A 12,687-nucleotide genomic window follows, 5' to 3' on the forward strand; every position below is an offset into this window, starting at 1 on the left:
CCCGTCCCCCGCACCCCCACTGATTGCGCCTTCCGATCGCTGCACCACCTGACCTGACCGCCCAGATCAAGGAGCACCACACCCCATGGACCAGATCCGCGCCGCCATCCTCAGCGGAGACCGCACCGAGGAGACCTACGCGAACCTCGCCATCCCCGCGACGTACCGCGCGGCGACCGTCCACAAGGACGAGGTGGCGATGTTCGAGGGCCTCGCTGCGCGCGACAAGGACCCGCGCAAGTCGCTCCACATCGACGACGTGCCCGTGCCCGAGCTCGCTCCGGGCGAGGCGCTGGTGGCTGTCATGGCGAGCGCGATCAACTACAACACCGTCTGGACCTCGATCTTCGAGCCGGTCTCGACCTTCGGCTTCCTCGAGCGCTACGGCCGCACCTCCGAGTACGCCAAGCGCCACGACCTGCCTTACCACGTCGTCGGCTCGGACCTCGCGGGCGTCGTGCTGCGCACCGGCCCCGGGGTGACCCGGTGGCGGACCGGCCAGGAGGTCGTGGCCCACTGCCTCTCGGTCGAGCTCGAGGACGCCGACGGGCACAACGACACGATGCTCGACCCCCAGCAGCGGATCTGGGGCTTCGAGACGAACTTCGGCGGGCTCGCCGAGCTGGCGATCGTCAAGACCAACCAGCTCATGCCCAAGCCGACCCACCTCAGCTGGGAGGAGGCGGCCTCCCCCGGCCTGGTGAACAGCACGGCATACCGCCAGCTCATCTCCAAGAACGGCGCGGCGATGAAGCTCGGTGACCGGGTGCTCATCTGGGGCGCCTCCGGCGGCCTCGGCTCGTACGCGACCCAGATGGCGCTCGCCGGCGGAGCGACGCCGATCTGCGTCGTCTCCTCACCCGAGAAGGCCGAGATCTGCCGACAGATGGGCGCCGAGCTCATCATCGACCGCAACGCCGAGGGCTACCGCTTCTGGAACGACGAGAACACCGCCCAGAACCCCAAGGAGTGGCAGCGCCTCGGGAAGAAGATCCGCGAGCTCACCGGCGGCCACGACGTCGACATCGTCTTCGAGCACCCGGGACGCGAGACGTTCGGAGCCAGTGTCTACGTCGCGCGCAAGGGCGGCACGATCGTCACCTGCGCGTCGACCTCGGGCTTCATGCACGAGTACGACAACCGCTACCTGTGGATGAACCTCAAGCGGATCATCTCCTCGCACTTCGCGAACTACCGCGAGGCGTGGGAGGCCAACGAGCTCATCGACCGCGGCCTCATCCACCCGACGTTGTCGCGGACCTACTCGCTCGACGAGGTCGGGCAGGCCGCGCTGGACGTCCACCACAACCTCCACCAGGGCAAGGTCGGCGTCCTCACCCTTGCCCCGGAACCCGGGCTGGGCATCACCGATCCCGACAAGCGCGCCCGCTTCGAGGCCGAGATCAACCGCTTCCGCAACGCCTGACCACGACCCGAGCGGAGCCGGGCGACCTCAGACCCGGGAGGGAGCGGTGCGCGCAACGCACCGAGCGACGCATGGCGTCCTGCGGCGGGCGCGTCGAGACGGCGGCCATCCGTACGCACCACTGCGTGCGCACGGATCCCGCCGCCGTCTCGCTGAGCGCCTTCCGCAGGACGCGAGCGGAGCGGGGCGAAGAAGCAGGACGCGAGCGAGCGCTTACTGGTGACGCTGCCGCGGGACGAGCACCTCGTCGACGAGGAGCAGGATCGCGGCCGCCACCGGGATGGCGAGGAGCGCGCCGAGCACCCCGAGCAGGGTGCCGCCGGCGAGGGCCGCGACGACCGTCAGCGCACCGGGCACGGAGACGGTGCGCTGCATGATCTTCGGGGCGATGACGTAGTTCTCGACCTGCTGGTAGACGAGGTAGTAGAGCGCCGCGAACAGGGCGATCTTCGGCTCGTCGAAGAACGCGACCGTGCAGACCAGGCCGGCCCCGAGGGTCGCACCCACCATGGGGATGAGCCCGAGGAACCCGACGAGCACGGCGAGCACCGCGGCATACGGGATGCCGAGCAGCGTCATCATGACGTAGCTGAGGATCGCGTTGATCGTCGCGATGGCGACCTGCCCGATCGCGTAGGACCCGGTGCGCCGCATGATCTCCTCGCTCAGCTGGACCACCCGGTTGCGCCGGCTGGCGGGCACCATCGAGTACGCGGTGCGCTTCATCTTCGGCAGCGAGGCGAGGAAGTAGAGCGTGAGGATGAGGATGGTGAACGTCTGGAAGACCCCGTTGAGGACCGCGCGACCGGCACCGAGGACCCCGCCGAGGACCGAGCTGATGAAGGTCTCGTCGGTGAGACGCTTGTTGAACTCCTCGCTGATCTTGTCGACGACGTCGTAGTTCTTGTCGAGCTCCTGGACCCACGCCGCGTTGAGGATCCGGTCGACGTAGCTCGGCGCCTCCTGGACGAGCTCACCGCCCTGGGTCACCACCGGCGGGAAGACGAGCAGCCCGAGGAGCGTGAAGACGATGAGCACCCCGACGAAGACGATGGCGACCCCCAGCGACCGCTTGAGCCCCCGGCGGCCGAGCCACTCGACGAGCGGGTTGAGCGCCAGGGTGAGGAACAGGGCGACGACGAGGATGGTGATGGTCGTCGCGAGCCGGCCGAGCGAGTGCCACAGGCCGATCGCGATGAGGGCACCGAGGGCACCCACGAAGCCGAGGTAGAACGCCGACTGGCGGTTCATCGGCCGGCCCATCTCACCGAACTGGGTGGTGCCCGGGGCGCCCGAGCGCGCCGACCCGTCCGCCGGTGCGGCGGCGGCACCCGCACGCCCGCCCCGACCGTCGCCAGCCCCGCCGTCGGCCCCGCCGTCGGCCCCGCCGTCGGCGTCGGCGTCGCGGTCGCCGTCGTCGACCCGGTCCAGGAGGTCGGTGAACAGGCTCCGCTCGAGGTGCTCGTCCTCGTGGTGGATGCGGTTGCTCTCGCGCAGCGCGGCCCGTTGACGGGTGCGGTAGTCACGCCAGTTGCGGATCGAGTTCTTGCCCCAGCTCAGGTTCACGTGACCTCCTCGGGCGCCACCCTAGCCGCGCGGGGACGACCTCAACGGATGGCGCCCGGCGGGTGTCGGCGCTCCCGGGCGCCCCAGCACGACGTGTGCCAGTGCCGTCGGTCGCCGACTCCCCCGACCCCCTCGTCCGGCCACGCCACGACGTGGGGCGTCCCGGGCGGGATCCCCTGCTCGCAGCCGGGGCAGAGGTAGGTACGGTCCGACGACGCCCCGGTGAGCCGGCGGACGGCCCAGCGCTGGCCGGCATACGTCTCCGTGGTCGTCCCGCCACCGAGGCGGCCCAGCGCGAGCGGCACGTCGTCGCGGCGGCGTCGGTTGGCGCGGGGGGACATGGGTCCAGTGTCCCGCTTGACGACAGGAGCACGCACCGCCGGGCACCCGCAGACGCCGGAGACGGCCCCGCGGCGGGAAGCCTGCGGGACCGTCTCGGTCGGGGTGGGGTTGCGGTCAGGCGGTGGCGGGCACGGCGGCCCCGCGAGCCGGTGCGCCGACCTCCTCCTCGACCGGGACCCGGCGGAGGTGCCGGAAGCCGAGGAGGGTGAGGGCGAGCATCCCAAGCGATCCACCGAACGCGGCCCACGCGGCGTAGCCGGCGATCTTGCCCATCGTCCCGAAGGCGTAGGCGTTGAGCAGAAGCCCCCGCAGGGTCTCACCGCGGAAGGCGAGCTGGACGAGGCCGGCGGCCTTCTCGTCGGTGGGGTTGGCGCGCGAGATGTTGCTCAGCTCCGAGTAGGACTTGCCACCGGTCGCCTCGTCGAGGTGGACCTTGATGTAGTGGTCGGCGTAGGCCCTGGCCTGGTCGCCCGTGAGGAGCTGCTGGCCGGCGTACTTCTCGAGGTGCGGCTGGACCGCCGGGTCGTTGAGCTGCTCGCTGCCGGTTTCGGGGAAGAAGATCTGCTGCGTCGACAGCTGGGTGCTGACGTTGTCGGCGACGAAGTTGCTCGCCCAGGTGAGAAGTCCGCCCGCAACCAGCAGGACGACGGCGACGATGAGGCCGCCCGTCGTGAGCAGTGCGTCCAGGGTACGTCGTCGCATGGCTGATCTTTTCCTCTTCTGGGCTTGTGGCCCGTGTGGTGTGAGTACCGTTCCGGCACACCATGAGTCTCGCCCGCAGGAGGGGTCGCGCAGCAGGGACGATGGTCCCGTCTGATGGAACTTTCAATGAGACCTGCACCACATGGACACGAGGGTCTCGGAGCGCTCAGGAGCGGACGCGGGCGCCCGTCGGGTCGTACATCGGCCGGAGGGAGACGGCGGCCGGCACACGCGTCCCCGCGACGTCCACCTCCCACGCACCCTCGTCGAGCCACGCCGCTCCCACCGGGCCGTCCGCGGCGACGGAGGCGATGCCGACCGCCGCGCCGAGGGTCCAGCCGTAGGACGCCGACCGCACGTCCCCGACCGGGACGCCGTCGCGCAGCATCACCTCCGCCCCGAACATCAGCGGCTCGGGGTCGGAGAGGAGCACCTGCACGAGCCGCTCGTGGCGAGGGGTCTCGCGCTCGGCCACGACGGCGTCACGCCCGGTGAAGTCGTGGGCCAGGTCGACGGCGAACCCCAGACCGGCGCTGCCGACGGTGTCCGTGTTGTCGATGTCGTGCCCGTAGTCGCGGTAGGCCTTCTCGAGCCGCAGCGACCCGAGAGCCTTCAGCCCCACCGGGCGCAGACCGTATGCCGTGCCGCGCTCGCGCAGCGCCGTCCAGACCGCGGCCGTGTCGGCCCGCGGCACGTAGAGCTCGTAGCCCAGCTCGCCGACGTAGGTGATCCGCACGCACAGGACCTCGACGCCGGCGACCGTCACGGTGCGCGCGGTCCGGAACGGGAAGGCCTCGTGGGAGAGGTCGGCGTCGGTGAGCTCGGCCAGCAGCTCGCGCGAGCGCGGGCCCTGGACGTTGACCTGTCCGGTGGCCTCGGTGACGTCCTCGACCGTGACGTCCGCCTCCCCGATCGCCCGACGCAGCCAGGCCAGCGTGTGGCCGTGGGCGGTGTCGGACGCGACGACGAGGAAGTCGCCCTCGCCGCGCTTGGTCACGGTGAGGTCCGCCTCGATGCCGCCGTCGGGCCCCAGCCACTGGGTGTAGGTGATGCGGTCGACGTCGCCGTCGACGTGTCCCGCGCTCACCCGCGCGAGCACCGTGCCCGCGTCGGCGCCCGTCACCGCGAAGGTCGCCATGAACGACATGTCGATGAGCCCGACCGCCTCGCGGACGACCCGGTGCTCGGCCTCCCACTGCTCGAACCAGGGCTGGCGGCTCCACGACGGGGTGAGCTTCGCGACCTGTCCGTCACCGGCATACCAGTCCGCGCTCTCCCAGCCCGAGACGTCCTTGAGCCGGGCGCCCGCGGCGACCATCTCGTCGTGCACGGGCGAGACGAACGTGCCACGACCGGTGGTGAGCTCGACTCCCGGGGTGTGGGCGGCATACGTCTTGCCGAGGACCTCCATGACACGGTCGCGGCGGTAGTCGCGGTGGAGCTGGTGCGGCCTGAACCGGGCGACGTCGATCGCGGTGACGTCGACGTCGGGGCGGCCGTTCGCGATCCACTGGGCCATGACGCGCCCGAGCCCGCCGCTGCTGAGGATGCCGACCGAGTTGAGCCCGGCGGCGACGAAGTAGCCCTGCAGGTCCGGCGCCTCGCCGACCGCTGGCAGCCGGTCGGGCGTGAACGACTCCGGCCCGCAGAAGAAGGTGCGGACCCCGACGTCGAAGGTCACCGGCACCCGCGACATCGCGGTCTCGAGCGCCGGGGCGACGCGGTCCCAGTCCGGCGGGAGCGTGCCGAAGGAGAAGTCGTCAGGGATCCTGTCGAGGTGCCAGGGCGCGGCGACCGGCTCGAAGAGGCCGACCATCATGCCGCCGCCCTCCTCGCGGTAGTAGCCGTAGCGGGCGGGGTCCTCGAAGATCGGGCCGTCGGGGTCGATGCCCGGGATCGTGTCGGTGATGAGGTAGTAGTGCTCGGCGGCCTGGTTGGGGATGACGACGCCGTGCCGCTCACCGAGCTGGCGGGCCCACATGCCGGTGCAGTTGACCACCGTCTCGCACTCGATGTCGCCGGCGCTGGTGCGCACGCCCGTGACGCGGGGCAGGGCGCCGTCGGTGCGGGTGACGACGTCGCCGACACTCACGCCCTCGACGACGCGGACTCCGAGCGCCCGGGCACCACGGGCCAGCGACATCGTGAGGTCGACCGGGTTGACCCGCCCGTCCCCGGGCACGTGGAACCCGGCGACGAGGCCGTCCATGTCCGCGAGCGGGAAGAGCTCGGCCATCTCGCCCGGCCCGATCTCGTCGACGTCGAGGCCGAGGCGCCGCTGGAACGTCGCGACGCGGCGGTACTCCTCGAGCCGGTCCCGGTCGCCCACGGCCTCGATGACGCCGACCGGCCGGAACCCGGTGGACAGCCCGGTCTCGGCCTCGAGCCGCCCGAACAGCTCGCGGGAGTACAGGCGCATGCCGGTCAGCGTCTCGCTCGTGGTGCCGAAGCAGGTCATCAGCCCGGCGGCGTGCCAGGTCGTGCCGCTCGTCAGGCGGTCGCGCTCGACGAGGACGACGTCGGTGACGCCCTCGTGGGCGAGGTGGTAGGCGATCGAGGCACCGATGACGCCACCGCCGATGATGACGACGCGGGCACGGTCGGGCAGCACGGAGGAGCTCACGCTCGGAGGCTACCCACCTCCGGCGCCGGCACGGTCGACCGCTCCCGGAGACGCAGGTCGGGTCCGTCTCGTCGCGGCACGTCGGTCCCGCACCGGCACGCCTCCCGGGCGCCATGCCGGTGCGGGATCGACATGCCGCACGAGCGCGCCGGGCCCTCGCGCGGGCCCTCGCGCGCCGGGCGCCGCGGGCGCGGCGCCCGGGTCAGGCGTAGGTGCGGAAGCCGCGTCCGGTCTTGCGACCGAGGTAGCCCGCGGTGACGAGGTGCTCGAGCAGCGGCGCAGGCGCGTAGCCCGGCTCCCGGAACTCGATGTAGAGCTCGCGCTCGATGGCCAGCGACACGTCGAGCCCGACGACGTCGAGCAGCTCGAACGGCCCCATGGGCAGGCCGCATCCGGTCTTCATCGCGGTGTCGATGTCGTCGGCCGTGGCGTAGTTGGCCGAGAGCATCTTCACGGCGTCGTTGAGGTAGGGGAAGAGCAGCGCGTTGACGATGAACCCGGACCGGTCGCCACAGGTCACCGGGTGCTTGCCGAGCTCGCGACACAGCGACTGCACCGTGGCGACGACGTCCTCGCTCGTGGAGACCGTGTGCACGACCTCGACGAGCTTCATCACCTGCGCGGGGTTGAAGAAGTGCATGCCGACGACGTCCTCGGGCCGCGACGTCACCTTGGCGCAGTCGATGATCGGCAGCGACGACGTCGTCGTGGCGAGGATGGCGCCGGGCTTGCAGATCCGGTCGAGGTCGCGGAAGAGCTCCTGCTTGAGGTCGAGGTCCTCAGCGATGGCCTCGACGACGAGGTCGACCTCGGCGAGGTCGGCCCGCGACGTGCTCGGGTGCAGCCGGGCGAGGAGGGCGTCGGCCTCCTCGCGGGTGGCACGCCCCTTCTCCACCGCTCGCGCCTGCGACTTCTCGATGGCGGCGAGGACGCCCGCGACCCGCTCCTCGGTCCGCGCGACGAAGGTCACCGACCTGCCCGCCCTGGCGAACACCTCGATGATCCCGGTCGCCATCGTGCCGGACCCGACGACACCGACCGAGCTGACCTCGCGGACGATGACGCCCTCCGGCGCGCCCTCGCCCGGGGTGTGCCCGTCGGCCACGATCTCGGGCGATCCGGCGCCGGCGTACGTGTAGAAGCCGCGCCCGGTCTTGCGGCCCTTGAGGCCGGCCGAGACCATCTGCTTGATGATCGGGCTGGGTGCGTGCAGCCTGTCCCGGCCCTGCTTGTACATCGTGTCGAGGATCTCGTATGCCGTGTCGAGGCCGATGAGGTCGAGCAGCGCGAGCGGGCCCATGGGGTAGCCGCAGCCGAGCTTCATCGCCGCGTCGATGTCCTCGCGGGTCGCGTAGCGGCTCTCGAACATCGCCACGGCGTGGTTGAGGTAGCCGAAGAGGAGCGCGTTGGCGATGAAGCCGGCCTTGTCCCCCACGATGACGGGCTTCTTGTCGATCCGCTGGGCGAGCGCCTTGACGTCCTCGAAGACGTCGTCGGCGGTGATGACCGTGCGGATGACCTCGACGAACTGCTGGACGGGTGCCGGGTTGAAGAAGTGCATGCCGACGACCCGCTTCGGGTTGCTCGTCGACGCGGCGATCTCGGTGACGGGCAGCGACGAGGTGTTGGTCGCGAGGACGGCGTCGTCGGCGACGATCTTGTCGAGCTGGGCGAAGATCTCCTTCTTGAGGTCGAGGTGCTCCGGCACGGCCTCGACGACGAGCTGGCACGGCGCCAGCGACTCCAGCGCCGAGGCGTAGGTGACGTGTCCGTGGAGGGCGTCGTAGGCGGCCTGGTCGATCTTGCCGCGCTCGAGGGCGCGACCCGTCGACTTCGTGAGGAAGGAGCGACCGCGCTCGACCGCCTCGTCGCTGGCGTCGACAGCGATGACGTCGATTCCGTTGCGCGCGAACACCTCCACGATGCCTGCACCCATGGTGCCCAGTCCGATGACGCCTACAGTGGTGAACTCGCGTGACATGGTGGCGAGTCTGTCAGAGGGCGTGTGCCGTGTGCACCGGCCACGGGGGTGAGAGTCCTCACCGTGGCCGCGCACCACCCCCGCTCACCAGACGAGCCCCGACGCCATGAGGGCGGACTCCGTCTGGAACCGCTGCTGGCTGCTCATCCCGCTCTTCGTCCCCTCCGGTGGCTGCACGTGCAGCTCACGACAGGCCTGGAGCAGCCCGTCGTCGTAGGCGAGCAGGGCGGCCCTGAGGTGGAGGGCCTTGGCCGGCCGGGAGCTCGCCGTGACGGCCTGGACCTCGGCGGAGAGACGGCGGAGGCGGTCGGCCAGCTCCTGCGGCGGCACCGGCTCCGGGCGGGGCAGCTGGGCGTCGCGCCACGCCTCGTAGCGGTCCGTCAGCGCGCTGTAGGGGCGCGGGGCGTGCCCGGTCGTGGCGTACTTCAGCAGCGCGTAGGCCGCGTCGAGGGCGACGACGACCCCGGCCGTGGCGGCGACGTAGGCCGGCAGGTAGGTCACGGGCACTCACCTCACCTCCGAGTCTGCGCCGGGCGTGCGAGCACGGCAACCCCGTCCGGTTAGGGTGACCCGGTGCGAGTGGTGATCGGGACCTGCAGCGTCGACTACGACGGTCGGCTCACCGCTCACCTCCCCCTGGCGACCCGGCTGCTCATGGTCAAGGCCGACGGATCGGTCCTCATCCACTCCGACGGCGGGTCGTACAAGCCGCTCAACTGGATGTCCCCCCCGTGCGCCATGGCCGAGGTCGAGCCGGACGAGACCGAGGCCGCCGACGGCGTGACGGCGGTCTGGGTGGTGCAGCACGCCAAGTCCGAGGACCGGCTGCGGGTGCGGCTGCACGAGGTCCACAGCGACACCAGCCACGCGCTCGGCGTCGACCCGGGCCTGGTCAAGGACGGCGTCGAGGCCCACCTGCAGCGCCTGCTCGCCGAGCACATCACGACGCTCGGCGACGGCTTCACGCTCACCCGGCGCGAGTACATGACGCCCATCGGCCCGGTCGACATCCTCTGCAAGGACGGCGCCGGTGCCACCGTGGCCGTCGAGATCAAGCGACGCGGCGACATCGACGGGGTCGAGCAGCTGACCCGCTACCTCGAGCTGATGAACCGCGACCCGCACCTGCGCCCGGTGACCGGCGTCTTCGCGGCGCAGCAGATCAAGCCGCAGGCGCGCACGCTCGCCGAGGACCGCGGCATCCGCTGCGTCGTCCTCGACTACGACACCCTCAAGGGCATCGACAACAGCGAGCACCGTCTCTTCTGAGCCGTGCGGTCGCTGAGCCGTCCGGTCGCTCAGACCACCGAGCGGTCGGCGCTGCCGGGCCACGACACGACCGTCACGTCGTCGGCGTCGATGCTCACCTCGGCCACGGCGCAGTTGGGCAGGAACAGCTGGTCCGCGAGGTCGTCCCGGACGTGGTCACCCAGGCGTGGCAGGCAGAACGACATCACCGCGCCGTGCGAGAACACGAGGACCGTCTCGCCCCGGTGCTGGTCGGCGATCTCCTCGAGCGCGCCGCGGTAGCGCGTGATGGCGTCGCGCCCACTCTCGCCACCGGGGATGAACGTGCCGAGGTGGCCCGCCTTCCACGCCGCGAAGACGCCGAGCAGCTCCGGGTCGTCGTGGTCGCGCCCGGCGAGCAGGCCGACCGAGAACTCCTCGAGCCCGGCCACGACCCGGGAGCCCACGTCGAGGACCTCCGCGGCCACTGCTGCGGACTCGACGGCCCGCTGCAGGTGGCTGGAGTAGACCGCGGCCACCCGGCGGTCCACGAGCGACCCGGCGAGGTCGCGCACCTGCGCCACCCCGGCCTCGGTGAGCCAGCCACCCTCGTCCGAGAGGACCCTCGCATGGGGGTAGTCCGCGTCGCCGTGGCGGGCCACGAGCAGGGTGGCGGGACACTGCAGGTCGCTCATCGTCCCACCTTCCCACGCCTGCCGACCCGGCACCCGTATGCCGTCCGGGCGCCAATCCGTTCGACACCACCGTCGCGCGGCTGGTTGGCTGGGCGGCGTGACCGACGACCTCCGCTTCGAGACGCTCGACCTGCACGCCGAGGGCGCCAGTGACGACCCCCGGGTCCGAGGGTGGCTCGACGCGATCATGCGCGGCTTCCTCCAGGGGCGGCCCACCGACGCCTTCCGTGAGAAGTGGCTCCTCGTCGCACGCGCCGACGACGCGGTCAACCGCGGGGTCTGGGACGCAACGGCACCGGGGATGGCCGGCGCGGTCCCGGTCGCGACGTTCGCCCACCTGACCAAGACGCTCAACACCGGCGCCGCGAGCGTCCCGGCATGGATGATCACCGACGTCACGGTGGCTCCGACCCACCGCCGACGGGGCCTCATGCGGCGGCTCATGACCGAGAACCTCGAGGCCGCCGTCGCCGCCGACGTCCCGCTCGCCGTCCTCACCGCGTCCGAGGGCGCCATCTACCAGCGGTTCGGCTTCGCTCCGGCGACCCGTGAGGCCCGCCTGCGGGTCGACACCTCCTCCCGCTTCCGGCTGCGCGAGCGCCCCCACGACGGCGGACGCGTGGTCATGGCCGACCCCGGCTCGTCCTGGCCCGCGCTGGCGACGGTCAACGCCCGTCACCACGAGGTGACCCGCGGAGCCCTCGGCCGGCCCGCCTACTACGGCGAGTGGCTCAGGGGCTACGACTGGGAGGAGCAGAGCGAGGACCGCAGGCTGCGGCTCGGCGTCCGCCTCGGCCCCGACGGCGAGCCGGACGGCTACGTCGCCTACACCGTCAAGGAGGAGGGGGACAGCGCCGAGGTCAAGGTGCACGACTTCGTCACCGCGACGGGGACGGCCCACCTCGACCTCTGGCAGTTCCTCGCCGACATCGACCTCGCCGAGGTCGTCGTCGGCCCGGCCCCGGCGTCCGACCCTCTCGTGCACGCCCTCGTCGACCACCGGGTGCGCCGGGTGACGTCCGTGCCCGACCACCTGTGGGTGCGCATCCTCGACGTGCCGCGCTCGCTCGAGGCGCGCCCGTGGTTCGCCGACGGCACACTCGTGCTGGAGGTGAGCGACCCGCTCGGCCACGCCGACGGCGCGGTGCGGGTCACGGCCTCCGGCGGGCGGGCGAGCGTCGTCCCCACGGCGGACGAGCCGGACGTGACGCTCGACGTCGAGACCCTCGGCGCCCTCTACCTCGGGGACGTGGCCGTCGACCTCATGGCCCGCGCGGGTCGGGTCGCGGGCACCGACGAGGCGCTCGGGCGCTTCGCCGCGCTGGCCGACGGCTCACCGTCGCCGCACTGCAACACCCACTTCTGATCGGCAGCCCGACGCGGAGCGGACCCAGCCCGACGGGGAGCGGCCCAGCCCGGCGAGGAGAGCGCTCAGCCCGCCGCGGAGGACGGGGTCGGCACTCGCGAGCCTCGGATGACGTCGACGAACCTCGACATGATCTCGTTGAGGCCGAAGTCCTTCGGCGTGAACACCTCGGCGACCCCCAGCGCCTTGAGCCGGGCGGCGTCGGACTCCGGGATGATCCCGCCGACGATGACGGGGATGTCACCGGCTCCGGCCTCGCGCAGACCGGCGAGCACCTCGGGCACGAGCTCCATGTGCGACCCGGAGAGGATCGAGATGCCGACGAGGTGGACGTCCTCGGAGACGGCCGCCGCGACGATCTGCGCGGGCGTGAGCCGGATCCCCTGGTAGATGACCTCGAAGCCGGCGTCCCTCGCCCGGACCGCGATCTGCTCGGCGCCGTTGGAGTGGCCGTCGAGGCCCGGCTTTCCGACGAGGACGCGCAACGTCTCGCCGAGCTCGTCGCGCAGGGCGTGCACGCGCTCTCGCACGGCGGACAGCTCGAGGCCCGCAGCGCCGCCGGTGAGCCCCACCGAGCCGGTGACGCCGGTGGGTGCACGGAACTCGCCGAAGACGTCGCGCAGGGCCTGGGCCCACTCCCCCGTCGTCACCTCGGCGCGGGCGCACTCGAGCGAGGCCTGCATGAGGTTCTCGTCCGTCGTCGCGGCGGCCCGGAGCCGGGCGAGCGCGGCGGCCGCGCGGTCGCGCCGCACGGGGTCG

Annotated in this window: 11 protein-coding genes; 3 read left to right on the forward strand and 8 right to left on the reverse strand. The window is 71.8% G+C overall.

Features of this window, described 5'->3' with window-relative positions:
• Positions 1-85 precede the first annotated feature (85 nt).
• Positions 86-1,426, forward strand: a complete 1,341-nt coding sequence (gene ccrA, locus N801_RS17590; protein ID WP_035940532.1) for a crotonyl-CoA carboxylase/reductase — start codon at positions 86-88, stop codon at positions 1,424-1,426.
• A gap of 213 nt (positions 1,427-1,639) precedes the next feature.
• Here ccrA and N801_RS17595 read toward each other — a convergent pair whose 3' ends face one another.
• The 6 genes from N801_RS17595 to N801_RS20880 form a co-directional block, all read right to left on the reverse strand.
• Complete coding sequence (locus N801_RS17595) at positions 1,640-2,992, reverse strand: AI-2E family transporter (RefSeq protein WP_035940535.1); 1,353 nt, start codon at positions 2,990-2,992, stop codon at positions 1,640-1,642.
• Positions 2,993-3,033: 41 nt separating this feature from the next.
• Complete coding sequence (locus tag N801_RS17600) at positions 3,034-3,333, reverse strand: Rv1322 family protein (protein WP_035940536.1); 300 nt, start codon at positions 3,331-3,333, stop codon at positions 3,034-3,036.
• A 115-nt stretch (positions 3,334-3,448) separates the two neighbouring features.
• On the reverse strand, positions 3,449-4,036 hold the full coding sequence (locus N801_RS17605; protein ID WP_035940537.1) for a hypothetical protein: 588 nt from the start codon (positions 4,034-4,036) through the stop codon (positions 3,449-3,451).
• A gap of 166 nt (positions 4,037-4,202) precedes the next feature.
• Positions 4,203-6,659, reverse strand: coding sequence for a GcvT family protein (locus N801_RS17610; protein ID WP_035940538.1), 2,457 nt, complete (start codon positions 6,657-6,659; stop codon positions 4,203-4,205).
• Positions 6,660-6,861: 202 nt separating this feature from the next.
• Entirely contained in the window at positions 6,862-8,640 is a 1,779-nt protein-coding gene (locus N801_RS17615; RefSeq protein WP_035940540.1) for a 3-hydroxyacyl-CoA dehydrogenase family protein, read from the reverse strand.
• An 84-nt stretch (positions 8,641-8,724) separates the two neighbouring features.
• The gene (locus N801_RS20880) at positions 8,725-9,141 is read right to left on the reverse strand and encodes a hypothetical protein (RefSeq protein ID WP_156996885.1); all 417 of its coding nucleotides are present in this window, start codon (positions 9,139-9,141) and stop codon (positions 8,725-8,727) included.
• Between the two features lie 72 nt (positions 9,142-9,213).
• On the opposite strand from N801_RS20880, the gene nucS reads away from it, so the two are divergent.
• Positions 9,214-9,909 carry an endonuclease NucS gene (gene nucS / locus N801_RS17625; RefSeq protein WP_035940561.1) on the forward strand — a complete coding sequence of 232 codons (696 nt, stop codon included), beginning with the start codon at positions 9,214-9,216 and terminating at the stop codon, positions 9,907-9,909.
• Between the two features lie 29 nt (positions 9,910-9,938).
• On the opposite strand, the gene N801_RS19970 is transcribed toward nucS, so the two are convergent.
• Positions 9,939-10,562, reverse strand: coding sequence for a histidine phosphatase family protein (locus N801_RS19970; protein ID WP_052113271.1), 624 nt, complete (start codon positions 10,560-10,562; stop codon positions 9,939-9,941).
• A 97-nt stretch (positions 10,563-10,659) separates the two neighbouring features.
• Here N801_RS19970 and N801_RS17635 point away from each other — a divergent pair, with 97 nt between their 5' ends.
• Complete coding sequence (locus tag N801_RS17635; protein WP_052113272.1) at positions 10,660-11,928, forward strand: GNAT family N-acetyltransferase; 1,269 nt, start codon at positions 10,660-10,662, stop codon at positions 11,926-11,928.
• Between the two features lie 65 nt (positions 11,929-11,993).
• Here the strand turns inward: N801_RS17635 and N801_RS17640 are convergent.
• A partial coding sequence (locus N801_RS17640; protein WP_169744293.1) for a cobalamin B12-binding domain-containing protein occupies positions 11,994-12,687 on the reverse strand: 694 nt, incomplete at its 5' end.

Origin of the sequence: Knoellia aerolata DSM 18566 (assembly GCF_000768695.1) — a bacterium.
GTDB lineage: Bacteria > Actinomycetota > Actinomycetes > Actinomycetales > Dermatophilaceae > Knoellia > Knoellia aerolata.

Bases quoted from the DNA above. Each gene is read 5' to 3' on its own strand.
- ccrA (WP_035940532.1), top strand. From the start codon at position 86: ATGGACCAGATCCGCGCCGCCATCCTCAGCGGAGACCGCACCGAGGAG.
- N801_RS17600 (WP_035940536.1), bottom strand. From the start codon at position 3,333: ATGTCCCCCCGCGCCAACCGACGCCGCCGCGACGACGTGCCGCTCGCG.
- N801_RS17605 (WP_035940537.1), bottom strand. From the start codon at position 4,036: ATGCGACGACGTACCCTGGACGCACTGCTCACGACGGGCGGCCTCATC.
- N801_RS17615 (WP_035940540.1), bottom strand. From the start codon at position 8,640: ATGTCACGCGAGTTCACCACTGTAGGCGTCATCGGACTGGGCACCATG.
- N801_RS19970 (WP_052113271.1), bottom strand. From the start codon at position 10,562: ATGAGCGACCTGCAGTGTCCCGCCACCCTGCTCGTGGCCCGCCACGGC.